At 40.3% G+C, this 24,932-nt stretch carries 22 protein-coding genes; 6 read left to right on the forward strand and 16 right to left on the reverse strand.

The genetic code is table 11. From position 1 onward, the window contains the following. Positions 1-459 precede the first annotated feature (459 nt). The 10 genes from ACPC57_RS05000 to ligA all read right to left on the reverse strand — a co-directional run bounded on the left by ACPC57_RS05000 (position 460) and on the right by ligA (position 9,894). Entirely contained in the window at positions 460-876 is a 417-nt protein-coding gene (locus ACPC57_RS05000) for a F0F1 ATP synthase subunit epsilon (protein WP_277844613.1), read from the reverse strand. A gap of 9 nt (positions 877-885) precedes the next feature. Then, the gene (atpD, locus tag ACPC57_RS05005) at positions 886-2,292 is read right to left on the reverse strand and encodes a F0F1 ATP synthase subunit beta (RefSeq protein ID WP_434066429.1); all 1,407 of its coding nucleotides are present in this window, start codon (positions 2,290-2,292) and stop codon (positions 886-888) included. Between the two features lie 21 nt (positions 2,293-2,313). Next, a complete protein-coding gene (locus tag ACPC57_RS05010) occupies positions 2,314-3,192 on the reverse strand; it encodes a F0F1 ATP synthase subunit gamma (RefSeq protein WP_217373890.1) in 879 nt (292 codons plus the stop codon). 11 nt (positions 3,193-3,203) lie between these two features. Continuing rightward, positions 3,204-4,724, reverse strand: a complete 1,521-nt coding sequence (atpA, locus tag ACPC57_RS05015; protein WP_434064953.1) for a F0F1 ATP synthase subunit alpha — start codon at positions 4,722-4,724, stop codon at positions 3,204-3,206. Beyond that, positions 4,721-5,254 carry a F0F1 ATP synthase subunit delta gene (locus ACPC57_RS05020; RefSeq protein ID WP_434064899.1) on the reverse strand — a complete coding sequence of 178 codons (534 nt, stop codon included), beginning with the start codon at positions 5,252-5,254 and terminating at the stop codon, positions 4,721-4,723. Before ACPC57_RS05020 ends, atpA begins: the two co-directional genes overlap by 4 nt. After that, complete coding sequence (gene atpF, locus ACPC57_RS05025; RefSeq protein WP_434066430.1) at positions 5,255-5,761, reverse strand: F0F1 ATP synthase subunit B; 507 nt, start codon at positions 5,759-5,761, stop codon at positions 5,255-5,257. It lies immediately after the preceding gene. A gap of 14 nt (positions 5,762-5,775) precedes the next feature. Next, on the reverse strand, positions 5,776-6,492 hold the full coding sequence (atpB, locus tag ACPC57_RS05030) for a F0F1 ATP synthase subunit A (RefSeq protein WP_434066431.1): 717 nt from the start codon (positions 6,490-6,492) through the stop codon (positions 5,776-5,778). A 36-nt stretch (positions 6,493-6,528) separates the two neighbouring features. Further along, positions 6,529-6,729, reverse strand: coding sequence for a F0F1 ATP synthase subunit C (locus tag ACPC57_RS05035; RefSeq protein WP_171988714.1), 201 nt, complete (start codon positions 6,727-6,729; stop codon positions 6,529-6,531). A 135-nt stretch (positions 6,730-6,864) separates the two neighbouring features. Continuing rightward, the gene (locus tag ACPC57_RS05040; RefSeq protein WP_289648696.1) at positions 6,865-7,923 is read right to left on the reverse strand and encodes a diacylglycerol kinase family lipid kinase; all 1,059 of its coding nucleotides are present in this window, start codon (positions 7,921-7,923) and stop codon (positions 6,865-6,867) included. A 12-nt stretch (positions 7,924-7,935) separates the two neighbouring features. Continuing rightward, positions 7,936-9,894: an NAD-dependent DNA ligase LigA gene (gene ligA, locus ACPC57_RS05045; RefSeq protein ID WP_434066432.1), complete on the reverse strand. Its 1,959-nt coding sequence runs from the start codon at positions 9,892-9,894 to the stop codon at positions 7,936-7,938. A 123-nt stretch (positions 9,895-10,017) separates the two neighbouring features. Here ligA and ACPC57_RS05050 point away from each other — a divergent pair, with 123 nt between their 5' ends. From ACPC57_RS05050 to ACPC57_RS05070, 5 genes are all read left to right on the forward strand, one after another. Then, positions 10,018-10,164 carry an SPJ_0845 family protein gene (locus ACPC57_RS05050; protein WP_172035713.1) on the forward strand — a complete coding sequence of 49 codons (147 nt, stop codon included), beginning with the start codon at positions 10,018-10,020 and terminating at the stop codon, positions 10,162-10,164. Position 10,165: 1 nt separating this feature from the next. Then, positions 10,166-11,071 carry a permease gene (locus ACPC57_RS05055; RefSeq protein WP_434064897.1) on the forward strand — a complete coding sequence of 302 codons (906 nt, stop codon included), beginning with the start codon at positions 10,166-10,168 and terminating at the stop codon, positions 11,069-11,071. Further along, on the forward strand, positions 11,068-11,883 hold the full coding sequence (locus tag ACPC57_RS05060) for a TIGR03943 family putative permease subunit (protein WP_434066433.1): 816 nt from the start codon (positions 11,068-11,070) through the stop codon (positions 11,881-11,883). The genes ACPC57_RS05055 and ACPC57_RS05060 overlap by 4 nt, the downstream gene beginning before the upstream one ends. Before the next feature lie 77 nt (positions 11,884-11,960). Beyond that, on the forward strand, positions 11,961-13,445 hold the full coding sequence (zwf, locus tag ACPC57_RS05065) for a glucose-6-phosphate dehydrogenase (RefSeq protein WP_277837009.1): 1,485 nt from the start codon (positions 11,961-11,963) through the stop codon (positions 13,443-13,445). Between the two features lie 52 nt (positions 13,446-13,497). Further along, the gene (locus ACPC57_RS05070) at positions 13,498-14,172 is read left to right on the forward strand and encodes a DNA alkylation repair protein (protein WP_434066434.1); all 675 of its coding nucleotides are present in this window, start codon (positions 13,498-13,500) and stop codon (positions 14,170-14,172) included. 46 nt (positions 14,173-14,218) lie between these two features. Here ACPC57_RS05070 and ftsY read toward each other — a convergent pair whose 3' ends face one another. From ftsY to rnc, 5 genes are read right to left on the reverse strand one after another with little or no spacing between them, the layout of a single operon-like run. Beyond that, complete coding sequence (ftsY, locus tag ACPC57_RS05075) at positions 14,219-15,484, reverse strand: signal recognition particle-docking protein FtsY (protein ID WP_434066435.1); 1,266 nt, start codon at positions 15,482-15,484, stop codon at positions 14,219-14,221. 2 nt (positions 15,485-15,486) lie between these two features. Further along, entirely contained in the window at positions 15,487-16,299 is an 813-nt protein-coding gene (locus tag ACPC57_RS05080) for a Cof-type HAD-IIB family hydrolase (protein ID WP_217373902.1), read from the reverse strand. Next, positions 16,289-17,098 carry a Cof-type HAD-IIB family hydrolase gene (locus tag ACPC57_RS05085; protein ID WP_434066436.1) on the reverse strand — a complete coding sequence of 270 codons (810 nt, stop codon included), beginning with the start codon at positions 17,096-17,098 and terminating at the stop codon, positions 16,289-16,291. The genes ACPC57_RS05080 and ACPC57_RS05085 overlap by 11 nt, the downstream gene beginning before the upstream one ends. After that, positions 17,095-20,628, reverse strand: coding sequence for a chromosome segregation protein SMC (gene smc / locus ACPC57_RS05090; protein WP_434066437.1), 3,534 nt, complete (start codon positions 20,626-20,628; stop codon positions 17,095-17,097). Before smc ends, ACPC57_RS05085 begins: the two co-directional genes overlap by 4 nt. Before the next feature lie 2 nt (positions 20,629-20,630). Next, on the reverse strand, positions 20,631-21,317 hold the full coding sequence (rnc, locus tag ACPC57_RS05095; RefSeq protein WP_277837013.1) for a ribonuclease III: 687 nt from the start codon (positions 21,315-21,317) through the stop codon (positions 20,631-20,633). A gap of 633 nt (positions 21,318-21,950) precedes the next feature. Here rnc and ACPC57_RS05100 point away from each other — a divergent pair. After that, on the forward strand, positions 21,951-23,438 hold the full coding sequence (locus tag ACPC57_RS05100) for a DUF1846 domain-containing protein (RefSeq protein WP_434066438.1): 1,488 nt from the start codon (positions 21,951-21,953) through the stop codon (positions 23,436-23,438). A 42-nt stretch (positions 23,439-23,480) separates the two neighbouring features. Here the strand turns inward: ACPC57_RS05100 and ACPC57_RS05105 are convergent, their stop codons facing one another. After that, positions 23,481-24,905, reverse strand: a complete 1,425-nt coding sequence (locus tag ACPC57_RS05105) for an NADP-dependent glyceraldehyde-3-phosphate dehydrogenase (protein WP_434066439.1) — start codon at positions 24,903-24,905, stop codon at positions 23,481-23,483. Between the last annotated feature and the right edge of the window lie 27 nt (positions 24,906-24,932).

Here is a 24,932-nt window from a genome sequence, read left to right on the forward strand (position 1 = left end):
ATCCTCCAGTTTGTTTTTTATAACAGTATACTGGAGGAAGGAGTGATTGGATAGATACCTTGTTATTGGGCAGTTACAAAAGTCCTCTCATTCTGCATTTTTGATGTATCGGAGTAAAATATTCCTGCATAGTAAAAAGCCTCAAAATCATAGATTTTGAAGCTTTCTAGCAACTATTTTAGCTTTAGGGCAAGCAACGTGTGAAGTAATATCACACTTGTCTGTCTTATCTGTTATTTTCCATATATTCGGCCGATAAGTACTAAAAAAGATAGGAAACTAACACACCACTACTCTTAAACTTTTACAGCCGCAACTGATTTTCTACAAAAAATACATCATAAAAAGAGCGATGTGAGACTAAACTTATGCCCAATCCCATTCACTCTTCGACTTATAAAATACAATTTTTCCTAAGTTCACTTATCACGGACGGAACAAGGTCCAATCCCATAGGTCTTAATGTTTCCCAACACGAATACGGTTGATTGCTCGTTGGAGTGCAACTGCAGCCCGTTTTTCCATATCAATATTCCGAGCGTTCTGAGCTTCTTCTAATTCACGCTCCGCTCTCAATTTGGCCCGTTCTGCTCGACTAATATCAATGTCTCGTTCCCTCTCAGCAGAATCAGAGACAATTGTTATCAAATCTTTGTTGATTTCGATGATACCACCATTGACTGCAATCCAATCCACGTGGTTATCATCATCAACACGTCGTACTTTCATCTCATCAATTTCTAAAACAGCAATCAATTCTAAGTGACCTGGATAAATCCCCAATTCTCCCTCTTTGGTCTTAACCAAAACAAAGGCTGCATGGTGATCATATTTTATTCCATCTGGTGTCACTACTTGAACAGTCATATGTGCCATATGCCACCTCTAGTATTTCATTTTAGCAGCTTTAGCGACTACATCCTCAATTGAACCAACATTTCGGAAAGCATCTTCAGGCAAATGATCATGTTTACCATCTAAAATTTCCTTAAAACCTTTAACGGTTTCTGCAACAGGAACGTAGGAACCTGGCATACCTGTAAATTGTTCAGCAACGTTAAAGTTTTGAGACAAGAAGAATTGAATCCGACGTGCACGACCAACTAAAGTCTTTTCCTCATCAGACAATTCATCCATACCGAGAATGGCAATAATATCTTGCAATTCTTGGTAACGTTGAAGAACACGTTTTACTTCCATCGCTACAGCATAGTGCTCCTCACCTACAACTTCAGGAGCCAAGGCACGAGAAGATGATGCTAATGGATCAACCGCTGGATAAATACCTAATTGAGTCAACTTACGCTCCAAGTTGGTTGTAGAATCCAAATGGGCAAACGCTGTTGCTGGAGCAGGGTCAGTATAGTCATCCGCAGGAACATAAATCGCCTGAATAGAAGTTACAGAACCCTTCTTAGTTGAAGTAATCCGTTCTTGCAATTGTCCCATCTCAGTAGCAAGGGTTGGCTGATAACCAACGGCTGAAGGCATACGACCCAAGAGGGCTGACACTTCTGAACCTGCTTGAGTGAAACGGAAAATATTATCAATAAATAAGAGAACGTCTTGACCTTCAACATCACGGAAATATTCAGCTATCGTCAAACCAGTAAGGGCAACACGCATACGTGCACCTGGTGGCTCATTCATCTGACCAAAGACCATGGCTGTTTTTTCAATAACACCAGACTCTTTCATTTCCCAGTAAAGGTCGTTCCCTTCACGAGTACGCTCACCAACACCAGTAAATACAGAAATACCACCATGTTCTTGAGCGATGTTATGAATCAATTCTTGGATAAGAACTGTCTTACCAACACCGGCACCACCGAAAAGTCCAACTTTACCACCTTTAAGATAAGGAGCTAAAAGGTCAATAACTTTAATACCTGTTTCCAAAATTTCATTTGAAGTCGATAATTCATCAAAAGAAGGAGCCTTTTTGTGAATCGGTTCACGATCAAAATCTGACGGAAACGGTTCCTCAAGGTCAATTGTATCCCCTAAAACGTTAAAGACACGACCCAGCGTCTCTTTACCAACAGGAACTGAAATCGGACGACCTGTGTCAAGCACTTCCATTCCACGAGTCAATCCGTCAGTTGATTCCATAGCAATTGTCCGAACAACCCCGTCACCAAGCTCCAGTGCAACTTCTAGCACAACTTTTTGTTTAGAATCATCATTTTTATATACAACAAGTGCATTGTTAATCTCAGGAAGTTTATCTTCTGCTGCAAACGCGACGTCTACAACAGGACCAACAACCTGAGTAATTTTACCTGAACTCATTCTATTTCCTCTTTTCCTAACCTACTCAAGAGCTGATGCGCCGGCAACAATCTCAGTGATTTCCTGAGTAATAGCAGCCTGACGCGCCCTATTGTATTGAATTGTTAAATCCGAAATAACATTCTTCGCATTATCTGTCGCAGTCTGCATCGCAGTCATACCAGCAGCATTTTCAGCAGTCTTAGCATCCAAAAGCGCCCCGTAAATGGTTGATTCTGCGTATTGAGTCAACAATTGGTCCAATATCATTTCACGATTTGGTTCCAATTCAAATGTCGCCGTATAGCCATCTACTTCATTATGGTCTAAATCTTCAACAGGAAGCATTTGCTGTACACGTACTTGGCTAGTCAAACTATTTACATGATGATTGTAACAAACATAAAGTTCATCAAACAGCTCATTTTTATACATTTCTACAGATTTAGAAATGATTTTTTGGACTTCTTCAAAGCTAGGATTATCAGCAATTCCACGCAATTCAAACACAGGGTTGATACCACGTGCGCGGAAAAAATCAGCACCCATCCCCCCAATAGCAATAATCTCAAACTCTCCATTTGACTGATGGTCCTGATTAATCATTTCCATAACAGCTTTTAAAATACTAGAATTATAAGAACCTTTTAAGCCACTATCTGAGGTGATGACAATATAACCCACTTTTTGAATAGGACGTCGAATGAGCATCGGATTACTAGTATCTGATGTCATTAGTTCACCACGTAACAAATCCGTCGTAATCGCCCGAACTTTACTAGCATAAATCTGAAATGATTTCGACAACTGCTCTGATTTCGCCAACTTTGATGCAGAAACCATCTGCATGGCACCTGTGATTTGACTGGTTTTCTTGGTTGATGCTATTCTTAATTTGATTTCATTAAGAGAACCTGCCATCCTATACTCCTTTATTTAAAGATTGATTGGTCTTTGAATGTTTGAATAGCAGTATTCAACTCATCCGTATCTGGAAGATCTTTCGTTGTACGAATGACATCCAAAAGATTATCATAGTGCAAATCAAAGTATGCATACAACTCTTCTTCAAATGCTAAAATATCATCAATCGGAACTGAATCCAAATATCCATTTGTCAAAGCATACAAAATCAAAACCTGTTTTTCAACTGGAAGTGGTTTGTGCAATGGTTGTTTCAAAACTTCCACTGTACGTCGACCACGATTGAGTTTTGCTTGTGTTGCTGCATCCAAATCAGACCCAAATTGCGTAAATGCTTCCAATTCACGATAAGAAGCCAAATCGATACGAAGGGTACCAGCAACCTTTTTCATGGCCTTAATTTGGGCGGAACCACCAACACGTGATACAGAAGATCCGGGATCAATCGCTGGACGAATACCAGAGTTAAACAAATCGTCTTTTAAGAAAATTTGTCCATCTGTAATGGAAATCACGTTGGTTGCAATATAAGCAGAGATATCACCAGCTTGTGTTTCAATAAATGGCAAGGCTGTAATGGAACCTCCGCCCAATTCATCAGAAACTTTTGCGGAACGTTCCAATAAACGACTGTGCAAGTAGAATACATCCCCTGGATATGCTTCACGACCTGGAGGACGGCGAAGCAAGAGAGACAATTCTCGATATGCTACCGCTTGTTTTGATAAATCATCGTAGACAATCAAAACATGTTTGCCTTCATACATAAATTCTTCCGCCATTGCAACCCCAGCATAAGGTGCTAAGAAAAGTAATGGGGATGGTTGTGAAGCAGATGCTGTCACAACTATAGTATAATCTAACGCGCCATATTGACGAAGTGTTTCTACTTGAGTACGAACTGTAGATTCTTTTTGACCGATTGCTACATAGATACAAATCATATCTTGACCTTTTTGGTTCAAGATAGCATCAATAGCTACAGAAGTTTTACCTGTTTGACGGTCACCGATAATCAATTCACGTTGTCCACGACCAATTGGTACCAAGGCATCAATCGCTTTCAGACCAGTTTGAAGGGGTTCATTTACTGATTTACGCTGCATAACACCTGGTGCTGGGTATTCAATCGGACGAGTTTTGCTTGTGCGAATTTCGCCCAATCCATCGACTGGTTGCCCCAAAGGATTAATGACACGACCAATCAATCCAGACCCAACTGGTACTTCCATGATTTTTCCTGTACGACGAACAACTGAACCCTCACGAATATCTGTAAATCCGCCAAGAATAATGATACCGACGTCATTTGTCTCCAAGTTCTGAGCCATACCAATGGTGCCATTTTCAAAGATTAACAGCTCTCCACTCATGGCATTATCAAGACCTTGCGCACGTGCAATACCATCACCAATGTAGGTAACTACACCAGTCTCTGTATAATCAAAGTTAGGTTGAAACTCTTCGATTTGTTGTTTTAGTAAAGCGCTAATTTCTTGTGCATTTATCAAAAGAACACCACTTTCTATAGTTTTTTTCTAACATCCTTTAATTGTGTACGAACACTTGCGTCAATTACTTTATGGTTAATTGTCAAAACAAAACCACCTAATAATGAAGCATCCAGTTCTTCAACAATATTATGAACACGCAAACCAAACCGTTCCTCGACTAATTGACGTAAACGAGATTTTTGTTGTTCCGTTAATGGATAAACTGATGCAATATGTGTATCAAACTCATTTTTTAATTTACTGATTTGAAGTTGAGCGCGTTCAAGAGTTTCCAGAAGTAAATCTGCATGTCCATCTCGAATCACATCTTCAATTAAATCATTGATTTGCCAATAACTAGATTGACGAACAGTGCGTACAAAAGCTGCTTTTTCTTCTCTTGAAACTGTAGCCGACAATAAGAGACGGTTCAATTTACTATCATGAATGATAGTTATCAACTCAGAAATCTGATCATACATGTTCCAAATTTCTGAACTGTCACTGACTTTTTCAACAAATGATAGAGCATACTTTTGCACGAGGGCATTTTCTCTAGCGTTCATCTACTTGACTCCTAATTTGTCCAAATACCGATCAATCAAATTGCTGTGTGCCTGTTGATCCAAATCTTCAAAAATAATTTTTCCTGCAATATCGACTGCCAAATTAGCAACTTGAACGCGAAGTGTTTCTTGAACCTCACGTTTTTCAGATTCAATTTCCATTTGTGCTTTTGTTTTCAAGCCTTGCACTTCAACTTCAGCCTGTTCAAGAATTCGCTTTTTCTCCAATTTAGCACGCTCTACTGCGTCTTGAATGATTTTTTGTCCTTCAATACGACCTTGCACTAATTCATCTTCTCGTTGTTTCACAAGGGCAGTTGCAACTGCTAATTTTTCTTCAGCCGCATCAATATCACCTGCAATCTTCTTTTCACGTTCTTCAAAAATTCCAGTAATTTTATTCCAAGCGAATACACGAATTAAAATAATTAAAACTGCAAAAGATGCTGTAGCGAGGATAAAATTTCCTAGTACAGTACTTGACTGCATTGTAATTTGTGTCGTCATTATTTATCCCTCTATTACTCACTCTCTCCATTTATTTTCTTATTCAGATACATAGATACCAACATAACAAATACATAACTCTGTAAGCATGAAATAAATACAGAGAAACCTGTCCAAACAATGTTTAGAACAAAGGCTATTGGGTATGCAAATGCATTTTGTTGAGATAATTGTAGAAGAAGAGAAACAAGCACTTCACCGGCATAAATATTACCATATAAACGAAGAGCAAGCGACACAAGATTGGTCACTTCTTCCAAAATATTCATTGGAGCCATTGCCCAAGGTGTAACAAAAGCTTTAAAGTATTCTTTAAAGCCACGACGGCGAATCCCTTCAAAATGACAAAAAAGTATTGCTATACCAGCAAGACCAAAGTCGTAAGCCATATTAGCCGTTGGAGAAGTCCACAAATTTTGTCCCTCTGGTGTTTCCAACTTCGTCATTAATCCCAAATTATTGGCAAGCAAAAGAAAAGTGAAAACTGTAAAGAAAAACAAAGAATAGCGCTTTGCTTCCTCATCACCAAGGTTTCCTTTTGTAAAGTTGATCGTTAGTTCGTAAACATATTCCAAAACATTTTGTTTTCCTTTTGGCTTAAGTTCCATCCGACGACTAGCCCAAAACACAAGTAAGAAAATAACCGAAATGATAATGACTGAAACCAATACCATGGTCAGGTCAAAGGTTACGGGACCAAGGGTAAGGGTTGGACTTAAAGTTTCTTCCAATTGAGGTTCCCCCCTTTTCTATTTCTCTATTTTCTACTATTTCAAGACGAATGTCATAGCCAAAGTGACGAAGAAAGTTCCCTCGATAAAGGCAACACCCAAGAAAACACCAGACATCAATTTACTTTGCATTTCTGGTTGACGTGCAGACGAACTAATATAAGAAGATACCAAAAGTCCCTCACCGATACTTACACCAAGACAGGCCAAACCAAGGGCCAATGCGCCTAAATTCATAACGAATTCTCCTTTTAAAATTTAATACCATGTAAGGATACTCCTAAAACACCTATTTGTCAAGAAAATATCGCTGTTGGAAGCGTTTAATTCGCATTTTTAAAAGAAAAAGAAAAGACTTTTCATCTTTTCTACCTATTTAATAGTTTCATCTTTAATAGTTTCATCCATATGATCAGATTCTTCAATAAATCGTTTAGCCATTTTTTCTCGATTGATTTGATCCATATCGAGTGTGATGGCATCATCTGATACAAGGTCTGTGTCTGCAAAGAATTCAATATGATTTGCTAAATTCTTCAGTTCAACAGGCGCTTCTCCTCCAAACTCACCATCCAAATTAATCATCAGTCTGTTAGTAGATTGAAGGTTTTCTATTGTCAAACTCTTAGTCTTAATGTACTCAATTAATTTACTGCCGATATGTTTTCCACCATCTAAAACCTGACGAATTAAATGCAAAATTTCAAATAAGTTGCCTGTTTTAACCATCAATAGTGTAAAATTACCATCATCTAATTTTGCATCTGGAACAATTTGTTCAAACCCCCCAATTGAGTTGGTAAGGGCTACAAAAATTAAGGATACAGATCCTTCAAATACCCCTTGATCATGCTTCACTCTAACTGGTGTAAATTGGACTCTTGGTAACAACTCGGCCCCTTTTACCACATATGCCAAATAGCCAAACATAGTCTTAAGCTGACTTGGAACGCTATAAGTAAGCTCAGTTAAGGTTCCAGCAGCTGCAATATTTATAAAATAATGCTCTTGTTGAGTACCATTTTTTTTATTTTTTGCTAAGCCAATGTCCATTAAAATGGTCTGCTTCTTGCCAATTATCTTTGCTGCCTCGACTGGATTTCCTCTTGGAATTTTTAATGCACGCGCGTAGTCATTTGTTGTTCCTGTAGGAATAATAGCCATTTTAGGCCTTTTTTCGAGTGGAGCAATGCCATTAACCACTTCATTGATAGTACCATCACCACCTGCAGCAATGATTAAATCAAATCCATCAAGTGCGGCTCTTTTTGCTTCATTTTTTGCAGAATCTGGCTCAGGAGTAGTTTGAAAAGCAGACGTTTCATATCCATATCCTTCAAAAATGTGCAATACTTCTGCTACATTTTTTTTCATAATTTCCTGACCCGAAGTCGGATTATAAATCAATCGCGCACGTTTTCTTTTTTTCATCGTTCATTCCTTTTAAAGGTTTTCTAGCCAAGCTTCATCTTTTATTTCAATCCCGAGTTCTTGTGCCTTGGCCAGTTTACTACCAGCATCCGTTCCTGCGACAACAAGATTTGTTTTCTTAGAAACTGAGCCAGCTACAGTCGCTCCTAAGGATTCTAATTTAGTCTTAGCCTCATTGCGTTTCATTCTTTCCAATTTGCCCGTTAATACAACTGTCATACCGGATAAGGCAGCATTTTCATCTGCTACCTGTCCAAGATAAGCTAAGTTTACCCCAACTTCCTTAAGTTCGTGTAAAAGTTGTTGAGCTCCTTGACTAGTAAAATAAGTTGTAATTGACTTTGCAATGACTTGTCCTAATCCTTCTAACGAGGAAATAGTATCTTGATCAGCTTTTGCTAACGATTCCAAATCGCCAAATTTTTCCAATAATATTTTACTTGCTTTGCTACCAACATGACGAATTCCCAACCCAAATAAGAGGCGCTCCGCTGAATTTGTTTTGGAACTTTGGATTGCTTGATATAATTTTTCAGCTGATTTTTCCTTAAACCCATCTACAGTCAGTAAATCGTTGACCGTTAATTGATAAATATCTGCAACATCATGAACTAATTGTGACAGGAACAATTTTTCAACGATAGACGTTCCCAATCCTGCAATATTCATGGCATCACGACTAGCAAAATGTTCCAACTTACTCATCAACTGACTTGGACACAAAGGATTGATACAGCGCAGGGCAACTTCATCTTCATAATGTTGTAGGATACCAGCACAACTTGGACAGATAGTTGGGATAGGCATCGGTTCTTGAATGGTACGATACTTGTCCACCACTTTCAGCACTGCTGGAATAATGTCTCCTGCTTTATATACAATAACTGTATCACCAATACGAATATCTTTTTCGGCGATATAGTCTACGTTGTGCAAGGTCGCTCGACTGACCGTCGTCCCCGCTAATTGAACAGGACTGAGGTTTGCAGTTGGAGTTACGACACCCGTACGACCAACAGTCCAATCAACCGACAAGATTTCAGTTTCCTTTTCCTCGGCTGGGAATTTATAGGCAATAGCCCATCGTGGTGCCTTGACCGTAAAACCCAACTCTTCTTGTGCAGATAAATCATTTACTTTAATGACTATGCCATCAATCTCATAGGGGAGATCATCTCGGCGCTCTGCCATTTTTTCAATAAACTCCCACACATCATCAATGGTATTTGCCAAATGATAATCGTGATTTATCGTAAAACCAAGGGTATCTAGCTTATGAAGAACCTCTGATTGACTGACTGCATCAGATGGACTCGCCTCTTGGTAAAAAAAGGTAGCAAGTCCACGTTGAGCAACGACAGCTGTATCTAATTGACGGAGGGTTCCTGCAGCGGCATTTCTAGGGTTAGCAAACTCAGCTTCTCCAGCCTCTTCACGTTGTTTGTTAACACGAGCAAAAGAAGCTTTGGGCATATAACATTCCCCTCGAACGGTAATATCAATCGCCTCGGGCAAGGTCAAAGGAATATCAGCTACACGTTTTAAATTCTCAGTAATATTTTCACCAATACTGCCATCCCCGCGTGTAGCTCCAACAACAAGTTTTCCAGCTTCATAGGTAAGGGAAATGGAAAGGCCATCAATCTTCAGCTCACAAATATAACTTGCCTGTGGAAATTCCTTGCGTACACGCTGATCAAACGTTTCTAATTCTGCACGCGAAAATGCATCCTGCAGACTAAAAAGAGGATAAACATGGCTATATTTCTCAAAACCATCTAATACTTTCCCACCCACTCGATGGGTTGGGCTATCTGGTAAAATCAGTTCTGGATGTGCTGTCTCGAGCTCAACTAACTCACGATAGAGCTTGTCATATTCGGCATCCGATACACTTGGTCGATCCAATTGATAATATTCTTTAGCATACTGATTCAGCAAGCTAACTAATTCTGTTATTCTTGTTTCCATAAGAGTATTATAACATGATTTGAAGTTGCTAAGTATATTTTGGACTTCAAATCAATCAGATTCTTTTAGATATTTTTGGGTAAAAAAGGTATAATGAGCATATATTATTTTTGGAGGTGCCCCATGGCTGTAACATATAAACGACAAGATGATTTAGAAAAAATGCTCGAAGAATTTGCTTCATTTGAAAATCTAGAAGAAATTGAGTATCCAGATCCAAAATCAAAAATAAATTCCGGAAAAAACAACTTGAAGCAGGATGATAAATAGTATGTTTGATTTCAATCAACTTCCTACCTCCGTTCTGCAGGCAGGGGCTATTTTCCTGTCTATTATCATTGAAGCCTTACCCTTTGTATTGATTGGAGCAATGATTTCTGGTTTTATCGATGTGTTTATCACCCCTGAGAAAGTACATAAACTCCTTCCCCAAAACAGGGTTCTCGCCATTCTTTTTGGCACCTTTATTGGTTTTATTTTTCCTTCCTGCGAATGTGGGATTGTTCCAATTGTCAATCGATTATTGGAGAAAAAAGTTCCCCAATACACAGCTATCCCATTCCTAGTTACTGCTCCTGTAATCAATCCCATTGTACTATTTGCAACGTATACTGCATTTGGTAATTCTATGCTTTTTGCCACGTATCGTGCCTTAGGAGCAATCCTTGTTTCAGTCGTACTGGGGATCATTCTAGGTTTCTTTGTAAAAAATCCGATACTGAAAGAAAATAAGTTAAGCCATCACCAACATGATTATTCCAATAAGACAAGCTGGCAAAAAGTCGGTTTTGCACTTATTCATGCTATTGATGAATTTTTTGATACGGGTCGCTATCTGGTTTTCGGTTGCCTTTTTGCTAGTTTGGTTCAGGTTTATATTCCAACTGCTGTCCTGACGACCATTGGTCACAATCCATTATCTGCCATTCTGCTGATGATGTTATTGGCGTTTCTTCTTTCACTTTGCTCAGAGGCAGATGCCTTCATCGCTGCATCTCTTTTATCAAGTTTTGGCTTTGCTCCGGTGATGGCCTTCTTGGTCATCGGACCAATGATTGATGTCAAAAATTTACTCATGATGAAACATTACTTTACAGGTAAATTTATTATTGGATTTATCTCGGTTATAACTCTAGTCATTCTAGGGTATAGTCTCCTACTTGGAGGTGTGGCATGATTCGATTTTTAATTCTTGCAGGCTATTTTGAGATGACCATGTATCTTTATGTCTCTGGAAAATTAAACCAATACATCAACCTACACTATAGTTACTTAGCATTTCTATCCATGGTCTTATCCTTTATATTAGCTATTGTACAATTGTATATTTGGGTAAAAGAGATAGAGACACACAGCCATCTGTCAAAGAAATCAGCCAAGTTTGCCAGTTTAGCCCTCTTATTGATACCACTTTTAGTTGCCTGGCTCTTCCCGACCGTCAGCTTGGATTCAACTACTGTCGCAGCAAAAGGCTACCATTTCCCGTTAGCTGCGGAAAATGATACGACGACTCAGACGCAAGAAGGAACGACGGTTCAGTATCTCAAACCAGACAGTTCTATTTATTTTACAAAATCTGCCTATCAGAGTCAGATGCGTGAAATTGCCAATCACTACATCGCTGAAGATCAGATTATTGTCACTAGTGAAAATTACATGGAGGTGATGGAGGCAATCTATGACTATCCTACGGAATTTTCAGGAAAAACTGTTGAGATGGTAGGTTTTGTCTATAATGATCCTGACAATGTTCATCAACAATTCATCTTTCGCTTCGGAATTATACACTGCATTGCAGACTCAGGGGTATATGGCCTGCTCTCTACTGGGTCTGATACTCCATTTTCAAATAACACCTGGGTTAAAGCCAAAGGCATAATCAGGGTTACTTACCATACCTCATTGAAACAAAATCTTCCAACATTAGAATTGCAATCTATTGTCCAGATTGAACAACCGGACTCTCCATATGTTTACCGTGTTTTCTAACAATTTCGCCTTAAAAGTGAATTTTCTGACAATTTATGCTATAATAGTTTTTATACTCAACAGATAGGAATGAAATTATGTCATCACATGTATTGTTTACTATTTTTGGTGCTAGTGGCGACCTTGCCAAACGCAAACTCTATCCTTCATTATTCCGTCTCTACAAGGCTGGACATATCAGGGAAAACTTTGCCGTTATTGGTACAGCTCGAAGACCTTGGACCAAAGAATTTTTTGAACAAACTGTTATTGAATCACTTGGAGACTTACCAGATACTCCACGCCAAGCCCATGAATTTGCCAGCCATTTCTACTATCAAAGTCATGACGTTAATGATACGGAGCATTATGTAGCATTACGTAAATTGCAGGACGACTTGTGTGAAAAATACGATACTCAGCACAACAAGGTCTTCTTCCTTTCTATGGCGCCGGAATTTTTCGGTACAATTGCCAAACATCTCAAATCTGAGCAGATTGTTGACGGACAAGGTTTTGAACGTTTGATTATTGAAAAACCATTTGGAACAAGTCTTGCAACTGCTACGAAGCTCAATGATGAGTTGGCTGCTGCATTTAATGAAGACCAAATCTATCGTATCGACCATTACTTAGGTAAAGAAATGGTGCAAAATATCTTTGCAGTTCGGTTTGCCAATATTATTTTTGAACATGTCTGGAACCGTGATTATATCGATAATGTCCAAATTACTTTTGCTGAATCAATTGGGGTTGAGGACCGTGGTGCCTACTATGATCATTCTGGTGCACTAAAAGATATGGTACAAAATCACGCACTTCAAGTTCTGTCACTTTTAGCAATGGATAAACCAGCTAGTTTCAAAGAAGAAGATGTTCGAGCTGAGAAAATTAGAGTTTTCCAACACCTTCGCCATCAAACTGATGAAGAATTGAAACAAAACTTTATTCGTGGCCAATATACTGCAGGTTCTATTGATGGGAAAGATTATGTCAGCTACCTAGATGAACCTAATATTGCCGATGGTTCACAGACTGAAACATTTGCTAGCGGTGTCTTCTTTGTCGATACAGACCGTTTCCGCGATGTCCCATTCTTCTTCCGTACAGGTAAACGACTAACCGAGAAAGGGACTCGTGTTACAATTACCTTTAAACATGCGGAAAATATTTTTGGTCAGCCTTCTGAAGCAAATGTATTGACAATCTATATTCAGCCTACTGAAGGCTTTATGTTATCCATAAATGGAAAAGAAGTTGGTCCGCACTTTGCCCTTGCTCCTGCCAAACTCAACTTCCGTCACAATGCTACTGCTCTTGGCAATTCACCTGAAGCCTATGAAAAACTCTTTTTCGATGTCTTAAATGGCGATTCCACTAATTTTAGCCATTGGGAAGAAGTAAAAGCAAGTTGGAGTCTGATTGACCGGGTCATCGATATTTGGTCAAGTAATCAGGTTCCATTGCATACCTATTCTGCTGGGACAATGGGGCCACAGGCCGCATTCGATTTACTAGATCATTACGGATGCAAGTGGGTATGGACGCCGGATGTTTGGTATCGTGAGCGTGGCCTCCTATAATAAATCATGTACAAAACTGGATTACTCCAGTTTTTTTCGGAGAAATATTTTAATGACTGAAATAAAGACAATTCTGAGCCAACTCGAGGAAGCCAGCCATGCTGGGACTCTCAAACGCTATGATGAAATTGGTGAGACAAAGCCATATTATGGTGTACCAATGGGAGCCCTCTCAAAAATCGCAAAGACTTACATGAATCAATCCGATCTCTTTGTACCGCTTTGGCAAACCGGCATTCTTGAAGCTCAATACCTAGCCATTCAAATTGTCAAAAACAAGCCAGACCAACTTGAAGCTTCTGACCTAAAAAGTAGTATTAGTAAACAAGTCTCCCACAATGTTCTAGATAAACTTGCCTCCCTTATTCTTAGTAAACGAAGGGATAGCAAAGACTGGGAAGAATACTTACTCACCCAAGACCAAGCTATTTTTCAACGACTTGGATGGTTCCTTCGGGCCAAATATTTTGCTAGAAAAACCGCTACAGACCAAGAAATTGAACAAACACTTACTTATATCGAAGAGCATTTAAAAACTACGGACCCACTTATCCAGTGGACCATGAACCAGTGCTTGGTAGAAATTGCAGTTACATATCCTGACTATCTAGAAAAAGGGAGGGCAATCGGACAGAAATTAGGAGTATATTCTGAAATGAAAGTTGCCAAAGGTTGTACTTCAGCCTATGCACCTGACTGGATTGAGGCTTTATTGCGGAAAAAATGAAAACACAAAAGTAGCTAACTTTCTCAGTTAACTACTTTTTTTCATTCTATATCAATCCTTCCAAAAGTCCACGCATGAACTCTTCAGATTTGAACTCACCGATATCATCGATTTTCTCACCGAAACCAATCAGTTTAACAGGAATATCCAACTCCTGACGGATAGCAAGGACGACACCACCTTTGGCTGTTCCGTCTAGCTTGGTCAGGACGAGACCTGTTAACGGGGTAATCTTTGCAAATTCCTTTGCCTGACTGAGAGCGTTTTGACCAGTGGAAGCATCCATGGCTAAGAGGGTTTCATGCGGTGCATCAGGAAGAGTCCGTTTGATGATGCGACCAATTTTTTCCAGCTCTGCCATGAGGTTGTCTTTATTCTGCAGGCGACCAGCTGTATCAATCATGAGAATATCTACGCCTTCTGCTACGGCACGTTGGACACCGTCAAAGACCACACTAGCTGGATCTGATTTTTCAGGTCCTGTGACTACAGGCACATCGACACGGCGCCCCCACTCGACCAGCTGGGCTACCGCCCCCGCACGGAAGGTGTCCGCCGCAACCAGCATGACTTTCTTGCCAGCTTGCTTGTATTTGTAGGCCAACTTACCAATTGAAGTCGTCTTCCCAACGCCGTTGACACCCACAAAGAGCATCACTGTCAAATCATCTTGGAAATTGATCTGCTCACTAAACTGACCATCCTTCTCATAAATATCCACCAATTTTTCAATGATGACACGACGGAGTTCCTCTGTCTTCTTGACATTTTGTAACTTGGCTTCATAGCGGAGCTCCTCAGTCAGAGTCGAAGCTACTTGCACGCCAACGTCTGACAAAATCAACAATTCTTCTAACTCCTCGAAAAATTCCTCATCCACTGAACGGAAATTAGCAAAGAATTCATTGAGCCTTGCACCAAATCCAGTTCTTGTTTTCTTCAAAGTCCGCTGGTACTTGTCTTGCTCACTTTCTTGTACTTCTTGTACAATTTCTTGAACTGGCTCTTCTTTTGGTTTTGTCTGAATAGCAGGATCAAAACCTTTCTCTTGCGCCTCTTTCACGCGGGCAGCTGCTGCTTCTTTGGCCGCATAATACTGAGCCATCATATCAAGTGTCCGTTGTTTTTGCGCTTCTTGTTCAGCAGTCAAGAGTACAGCTTCTCCACCTTCTGCTGAACTATCATCAGAATTGGTCGCAACCACAGCCACTTGTTCATTTTCAGCTGTCTGGTGCGTTTCAACTTCTTCACCAACTTCAACTTGTTTTTGTTCCTGCGATTCTTGTCCAAATAATCGATCAAATAATCCCATACTTAGTCCTCATTTAATACATACTGTTGGATAGCCCAGGCAATGCCATCTTCATCGTTTGTTTTTGGTAAAACAAGGTTTGCAGCAGACTTAATTTCGTCTGTTGCATTAGCCATTGCAACGCCTAAACCAGCCCATTCGATCATCGAAAGATCGTTACCTTCATCACCACAGGCCATCACTTCCGATTGATCAATTCCCAAATGCCCAATCAATTTTGCTAATCCATTTGCCTTATGGACTCCTTTTGGACTCCATTCTAGAAGCATGTCACGCGATTTGAAAATTTCAAAACGATCGTACAACTCTCTAGGAATTTTTGGAATTTGTCCATCCAAAAAATCAGCTGCTACAGCTGTCACCGCCTTATTATAGACAAAATCTTCTGGCATCTCCTCATCTGTCACATCAATTTTATTCAGTAAAGGATTGGCCGTTAGATACAGAGATTCATTGACTGCTGGTAATGAGTAAACATCTCCTCCATACAAGACATCCAGAGGTAGGTCCAATTGATTGGTTACTTGTCGAATTGCACGAACATCATCAATGCTGAAGCCAGTTTTATCTAAAATGCGCCCTGTATTTTCTTGTACCAATCCACCATTAAAGGTGATGGAATATTGATTTTCACCTAAGAGGTCTAATTCTTCCAAAAAAGCACCAATAGCTTGTAAAGGCCGCCCTGTTGTTAAGACAACATAAGCACCTTGTTGCCGAGCTGCTAACAAGGCCTGCTTATTGGCTTCTGAAATTCGTTTATCCGACGTCAGAAGAGTTCCATCCAAATCTAGTGCAATCATTTTAATTGCCATATACTTCCTCCTCTAAATAAGCCAGTACAGCTCCATCATTGCAATGACCAATAATCTGATCAGATAGTGCCTTCACTTCTTCTCTTGCATTTTCTGTTGCAATGGCAAGACCGGCAAAGTCCAACATATCTAAATCATTTTGATTATCCCCAAAGGCAACTACATCTCGTCCTGTAATTCCAAAATGACTGCACAAATGATTCAATCCAACTGATTTATTTGAACCATTAGGAATAATATCAATATTGTCAAAACCTGTTGTCATGGCTGTCACACCTTCAAAGGTCTGATTGAGCCACAATCTTGCTTGGTCCATCTCATCTGGGGTGAATTTGGCATTAATCTTTATTATTTTTTCCTGGACATCTTCAAACGAGTCGACCAATTGAAAATGAGCATAATAATTTGTCATTGCTCCTAAAAATTGAGGCTCAGCATTTTTTAACAAATAAAAGTTTTCGAGTCCAGACAATACCATGGAACGACTACTTCCATAAGGACCGGCATCAATTCCAGCAATAATAGGCAAGTAAACTTCTGGACGAATCGGTTCATCCAGAAAAATCATCTGACCTTGATACTCAACAATAGAACCATTTTCAGCAACAAACCCGATTTCATCTGCAAATTCTTCAAAAACTAACTTTAGACTCTGCAAAGATCTCCCGCTTGCCGCCACAAATAAATAGTCTTTTTCCTTAAACTGATCCAGAATCCGTCGGAAACTTTTTTTATCAAAGCTATGATCCTCACGTAAAAACGTACCATCCATATCACTGGCATAAATTTTTTTTATCATAATTTCTCCATATCCTTCAATTTGACAGATACAATCTTTGATACACCAGATTCCTGCATGGTTACCCCATAAATGGCATCCGCTGCAGCCATTGTGCCCTTTCGGTGTGTCACGACAATAAACTGACTTTCCTTATCAAAGCGATTGAGATAGTCTCCGAAGCGTTTGACATTGGCCTCATCCAAGGCTGCCTCCACCTCGTCAAGTATCACAAACGGGATGGTCTTCACTCGGATAATGGAAAATAGTAGAGCGAGGGCCGAAAGTGCCTTTTCGCCACCGGACATGAGGTTGAGAGACTGGATTTTCTTACCCGGAGGCTGAACAGATATTTCAACACCTGCAGTCAAAATATCATTCTCTGTCAAAATCAAATCAGCTGAACCACCGCCAAACATTTGTTTGAAAGTTTGCTTGAAACTTTCACGAATAGCTTCAAATGTGACTTTAAAGCGTTCTTTCACCTCATCATCCATCTCATGAATGGTATCAAGAAGAAGATCACGCGCTGTCAAAATATCAGTCCGTTGCTCATTGAGGAAGGTTAGACGATTATTGACTTCGTCATACTGCTCAATCGCATCCAAATTGACTTGACCCAAAGCTCGAATAGCTCTTTCCAAGTTCTTAAGATTTTGTTCGGCACTAGCAAGGTTTTCAACTGCCTTAGCCTGAGACTGGGCAGCTTCAAAACTTAATTTAAAATGCTCGGTCAAATTACCAAGTAAAGTCCGTAATGTATCGCCCGCTTGCTCACAATCCGCCTCTAACTTAGCCTGCTTACGAATCAAATCATCATTCTTAGTCCGAGCTTGTTGCAATCTTTCTTCCAGGTCTTCAAACTGCCCATCAATATCTTCCAATTCAAATTTTAAACGAATTAGGATCTGATTGGTCTGGCTTTGCTTATCAGATGCTGCCTGCAACTGCTCTTCTAGAAGCTCTATAGTCGTATCTTCTAGAGCCACTACTTTCTGATTGATCAAATCTTCAAGGATAGCAATATCCTTTTCGGTAGTTGTTTTTTCTTCTTGCAAGCGTCTCAGATCTATCTGTTCAAAACGAAGTTGACTGATCGCTTCAGCCTGTACCAAAGTTAGTTGCCCCTTCTGAGTCTGTAGTTTCTGCAAGCTTTCTTGAATACTATCACGATTATCACGGACTTGATTGATTTGTTGTTCCAAGGCAATTTTTTTCTCATTCAAAGCTTGAACGTTTGCTGCTTCCTTAGTAGCTTCTTCATCTAGCTCAGTCAAAATGGTCGGACTAACCTGACTCATTTGCAGGTCATACTGGACTGAAAGCTGAGCCAGTCTATTTTCTGCCTGTTCCAGATGAATCCTTGCGCTCTGCTGGTTCAATCTAGCTTCTTCCCCCTCAGCCTTAATCGTTTCCAAGGCTTCTGTGGTCTGGTCTAAGCTAGTTTTCTTAGCTGCAACCAAGCTTTCTTGCTCCTGCAACTGGCTAGACAGCTCTGCTATTTCTCCTAAAAGAGCATCCAGTTCGGGTTTGATAAAGGTCGTACTGTTATTTCGATTGCTACCACCAGCAAAGGCTCCACCAGGACGGATTTCCGCTCCATCCATGGTCACCATACGTACTTGAAATTTGGTTGCCCGCGCTGCCTTATTAGCATGGTCAATGGTATCAAAAATCGCGATAGTGCCTAGCAAATTTTGGAAAATCACATCTAAATTTGGCTGATAAGTCACCAAATCACTTGCTAAACCCAAAAATCCATCGGAAGATTCTAGTAAAGAGATTTGCTGTCCAGAAAGCTGACGTGGCTTGATAGTTGTCAGAGGTAAGAAGGTTGCTCGTCCTTGCCGTTTTTCTTTCAAAAATGCGATAGCTCGTTTAGCAGTCGCTTCATCTTCAACAATGACATTTTGACTAGCACCACCAAGAGCAATTTCCAAAGCCGTTTGGTAGCGAGTGTCAAAGGTCAATTGTTCACTGACTGCTCCAATAATTCCTCCTAAGCTTGGTGCCTCCTGTAAGACAGCCTTAACCCCCGCGTAAAAATTGGAGTGATTTTTCAAAATGGCTTCCAAACTAGATTGGCGAGCCTGTTTGCCTTTCAACTGATCCAACAAATCAAACAAACGACCTTGTTCAGACTGATAAGTAGCCTGAACTTGATCCAATTCTGATTTTTTGGTCTGATAGCGCTCAAGTAACTGGCGTAACTCGTGATCAGCTTCTTCTAAACTTTTCCGACTCTTATCAAGTTCTTCTTGAGCTGTTTGTTTTTCCGTCTGCAAGCGTGCCAAGTCTTCAGATTTACTCTCAGAAAGACTGATTTGATTGGCAATATCCTGCTGAATCTTGGTCAGACGGTTTGAAGCTTCTGCCTCTTCTTGCATCAGAGCCACGTACTGTTCCCGCAGACGATCTAAAACCTGATCAGGATCTTCTGAAAAGTAGGAAATTTCTATGTTTACCGCAGCAATATCTTCTTTCAAACTAGACAATGAATTCTCTAATTGCTCAAGAACACCCTGCTTTTGTTCAATTTGTTCTTCCAACTGCTCTCGTCTAGTCAACAAGTTTTCCAAACGCGCCTGCGCTTCTTGACGACTTGATTCGTTTTGACTAGATTCCAGTTTATGGACCTCAATTTTTCGCTCTAAATCACTGATTAACTTGGTCACATCCAGTAAAACGGCCTGTTCGCGGTCTAATTGTACTGACAAGCGGTGGCGCTTCTCTTTTAAAGACTGGTTTTCTTGCTCTAGCTCAGAACGCTGTTTGTAGTAACTGGTCAATTCAGTTTTGACAGATTCTAGTTCGGCTTCTTTTTCCGACAACTTTTCCTTACCAAGCGACAACTGAGCCACCAAAACATCTAAGTATAATTCCTTGCGCTGTCCATCTAATTCTAAAAACTTCTTAGCAGTTTGTGCCTGTTTCTCCAATGGCTTGACCTGATTATCTAATTCGTAGATAATATCGTCCAAGCGATCCAAATTGCCTTGAGCCTGAGCCAGCTTATTTTCTGTTTCCTTTTTACGAGTTTTATATTTTAAAACACCTGCAGCCTCTTCAAAAATTGCACGGCGTTCCTCAGGTTTGGAATTGAAAATTGCTTCAACCCGCCCTTGTGAAATGATAGAAAATGAATCCCTCCCTAAGCCAGTATCCATGAAAAGATCATGAATATCTCGCAGACGAACCTTCTGCCCATCAATCAAGTACTCACTATCACCAGATCTATAAATATGGCGCTCGACTTTAATTTCTTTATTTTTATTTACAATAAAGCCTGAGCTATTATCTAGGGTTACCACCACAGAAGCAAAATTGAGTGGATTACGATTTTCCGTTCCTGCAAAGATAACATCAGGCATCTTGCCTCCACGTAGGCTTTTAGCAGATGACTCTCCCAAGGCCCAACGCAGACTTTCAGTGATATTGGACTTTCCAGAACCATTTGGTCCTACAACAGCCGTCACTCCACGGTCAAAGACGACTTTGGTCTTATCCGCAAAGGACTTAAAGCCCTGCATTTCAATCGATTTAAGATACATACTTATGCTCTAGCCTCCACAGCATTTTTTGCGGCGGCTTGTTCAGCTAATTTCTTAGAGCGACCACGACCACGGCCAATCACACGCTGATCCGCAGACACTTCCACTTCAAAAGTCTTATCGTGTGCTGGACCAGTTTCCGCTACAACTTGGTAAGAAATGACAATTTCCCCATTAACCTGTAAGATTTCCTGTAATGCTGTTTTATAGTCCGTTACCCGTTCAAAGTTCCCCTCTTCCAGACGAGGAATCATGACTTGATGGATGAACTCCTCTACGGTCTTTTCTCCCTTGTCCAACAGCAGAGCTCCTAAAAAAGCCTCGAAAGCATCTCCTAAAATGGTATCACGATTCCGTCCTCCAGACTTTTCTTCCCCTTTCCCAAGGCGAAGAAACCGATCAAAGCCACAGGCACGAGAAAAACCAGCCAATGACTCCTCACGAACAAAGGTAGAACGTAATTTAGACATTTCTCCTTCAGGCTTGTTGGGATACTTCTGGTAGAGGTATTTGGAAATCATTAACTGGAGTACAGCGTCTCCTAAAAATTCCAAGCGCTCATTATGTGAAATTTTTAGAAGGCGATGCTCGTTAGCGTAGGAAGTATGGGTAAAAGCCGTTTCTAATAAATTCAAATCTGAAAAATCAATCCCAAAATCAGTCAATAATTTTGCATGTAAATCTTTCATCTATTTGTTCCTTTCTATACAAACTCAAAGCAATTGATAAACAGGAGATTTTTTTCACACTCCGTCCCAATATTATAACATATTTTCGACCACTCTTCCTATCTCAGCCTCATTTCCTACTAAGCTATAGACATTTGAATTAACTTTGATACAACGTTACTTTCGGCATGCCCTACTCCACGAAATCGACTTGTTTCGCACGTCTTATTTCCGACCTAGAACTGAGCTCCTTATACCCTTCGAAAATCAAAAGCAGACCTTGTTGAATTTATTTGATGAGTGTCAAGCTCCAGTGGAGCTTGATAGCCTGCTACCTTAAAGCAGGGGTATATCTGCGAATGGAGAAACGAACTTGGTTCGCTCTATCTCCAACCTCCAAAGATTCCCCAAACCTTTGGAGCTAGTCTTTTTGATTTTCATTGAGTATCAGTTTTTTTCTGAAAGCTCTTCATTCAACTATATTAATAGATATTTAATATTTTCTGCTCAGATTCTTTCTTGACAAGCGAAGCACAGTTTGTTATAGTATTGTTCGGGCACCTCTTTTGAGAGGTCGGAGAAAAGGCTCCCTAGTTTTAGGGAGCTATTTTTTGTTTTTCCCAGAGATTAATACACATTTGGAGGACTTATTGGATGAAGAAAATCGCATTTGATTCAAGTAAGTATTTGAATTTACAACGTGATCATATTTTAGAGCGCATTGCTCAGTTTGAAGGCAAATTGTATATGGAATTTGGTGGGAAAATGTTGGAAGATTTCCATGCAGCTCGTGTACTTCCTGGCTATGAACCTGATAATAAAATCAAACTTCTCCAAGAGTTAAAAGATCAAGTAGAAATCGTCATCGCCATCAATGCTAGCAACATCGAACACTCTAAGGCACGCGGTGACTTGGGTATTTCTTATGACCAAGAAGTCTTCCGCTTGATTGATACATTTAATGATATTGATATTTATGTTGGTTCTGTCGTCATTACCCAATACCGCAACCAACCAGCTGCGGATGCCTTCCGCAAGCAGTTAGAAAAACATGGTATCAAGTCCTATCTCCATTACCCAATCAAGGGCTATCCTTCTGATATTGACCACATCATCTCACCAGAAGGTATGGGCAAAAATGACTACATCGAAACTAGTCGCAATCTCGTCGTTGTCACCGCACCTGGACCTGGTTCAGGTAAATTGGCAACTTGTATCTCCCAACTTTACCACGACCAACTGCATGGCGTAACATCAGGCTATGCTAAGTTTGAAACCTTCCCAGTGTGGAACTTACCACTTCACCATCCCGTAAACTTAGCCTATGAAGCAGCAACTGCCGACCTGGACGACCTCAACATGATTGATCCTTTCCACCTTCAAACTTATGGCAAAACTGCGGTCAACTACAACCGTGACATCGAAGTCTTCCCTGTCCTCAACCGTACCTTTGAACGGATTTTGAGTAAATCACCATACGCATCTCCGACAGATATGGGTGTCAACATGGTAGGTTATTCCATCATCAATGAAGAAGCTGCTATCGAAGCGTCCAAACAGGAAATCATCCGTCGCTACTACCAGTCCTTGGTGGATTTCAAGGCAGAGCGGATTAGCGAACAGGCTGTGAAGAAAATCGAACTCCTCATGAATGAAGTCGGTGTGACACCAGCAGATCGTAAGGTTGTTATCGCTGCGCGCGAAAAAGCAGAGCTGACAACTAGCCCTGCCCTTGCTATTCAGTTGCCAACTGGAGATATTGTAACAGGTAAAACATCCGACCTACTTAAACCAACTGCATCTGTCCTCTTAAATGCCATCAAACAAATTGCGGCAATCGAAGATGAAACCCTCTTAATCGAACCAACCTACATACGCCCAATCCAGGAATTGAAATCAGATTACCTCGATAAAACCAATACAAGACTGGATGCCAGCGAAATACTCAACGCATTGGCGGTTACTGCACAAGGTAGCCCAATTGCGGCGAGTGCCATGAAAGAATTGGGCCAATTAAATGGTAGCGAAGCCCACTCAACCGTTATTCTGTCAGATGAAGACAAGAGTGTCCTACGTAAGCTTGGAATCAATTTAACATTTGATCCAATTTACCAACACAATAAATTTTATCAAGCAAAATAATCGAGAAAAGGAAGTATCCATTAATTGGAAACTTCCTTTTTCTTATTGTATATCAAACACAACAGATTTTAGCTTAGTCATGGCTTCAATACTATATTTAATCCCCTGAACTCCAGCACCAGAGCCTTTGATCCCTAGGAATGGGAAATTATCAGGACCACGTTGCGTTTTAGCATTAATATGCACAGTACCGACCTCCAATTTTGAAGCAAATTCAAAGGCTAATGGGTAGTTTTTCGTAAATATAGATGACTGCAAACCATATTCTGATTGATTACATAACTCAAGTGCTTCTTCAATAGATGATACGCGAATAATTGGAAGCACTGGACCGAACGGCTCTTCCCAAGCAATGTCCATCTCAGGAGTGACTTCGTCTAACAAGGTTGGCCAAATTAGATTTTTCTCACGTTTGTACGGAGTTAACTCTACTGCCCCTTTTGATTGTGCATCCTGTACCAAACCTTCGATAAAGACAGCAGACTGTTCATCAATGACAGGCGTAATATCCTTATTTTCAAATGGATCCCCTACCGTTAATTTTTCAACTTCAGTCTGAAGTTTCTCAGCCAATTGGTCTGCAACTTCATTTACAACTAATACTCGCTTAATAGCAGTACAACGTTGACCAGAATAACTAAAGGCCCCACTAACGATTTCCTTCGCTGCATGATCTAAATCCGCATCGCTTAAAACAACAGCTGCATCCTTTCCACCCAACTCAAGCATAATTGGACGAATACCAGCTAATTTCCCAACTTTTTGACCAATCGGTGTCGAACCTGTGAAATTGATAAAATTCACTTCAGGATGTTCAATAATATAGTCACCAATTTCTGAACCACGACCAGTTATTGTATTGAAAACACCAGCTGGAATGCCTGCATCAGCAAAAGCTTGAGCCAAAAGCAACCCCGAAATCGATCCTTGTGTTGGTGGTTTAAACATCACTACGTTCCCACCGATAAGCGCCGGAGCAATTTTAGAGGCTGATAAGTTGACTGGGTAATTATAAGGTGCAATAGCTAGAACAATACCAACAGGCTCACGACGAATCAACGATATTTTTGTTTTTGCAGCTGGTTCATACGTTCCCCCTTCTAAAGAGGCCCCATAAACACGTAGACCCTCTTCAGCAGCATAGTGTATCAAATGAGCTGACCTATCTACTTCTCCAATCGATGCTTTTATCCCTTTCGCAACTTCTTTCGCTAATATCTCACCAATTCTTTCTTTGCGTTCTTCTAAAATATCCGCAGCTCTGTGCAAATATTGGGCACGTTCGTATGCAGATAAAGCACGCCAAGCTGGCAAAGCCTTTCTTGCTGCTTCCATAGCCTTGTCGACTTCTTCCTGTGACATGGCAGGAACATTCCCCAACTCTTCTTGATTAATCGGCGAATAAATGGTTATTTTCTTTTCGGAATCAACCCATTTCCCATCAATATAATTCTGATACTGCTTCATTCATTCCCTCCTTCTGGATAATGTGAA

Source organism: Streptococcus sp. VTCC 12886 (assembly GCF_049893425.1).
Lineage (GTDB): Bacteria > Bacillota > Bacilli > Lactobacillales > Streptococcaceae > Streptococcus > Streptococcus suis_AA.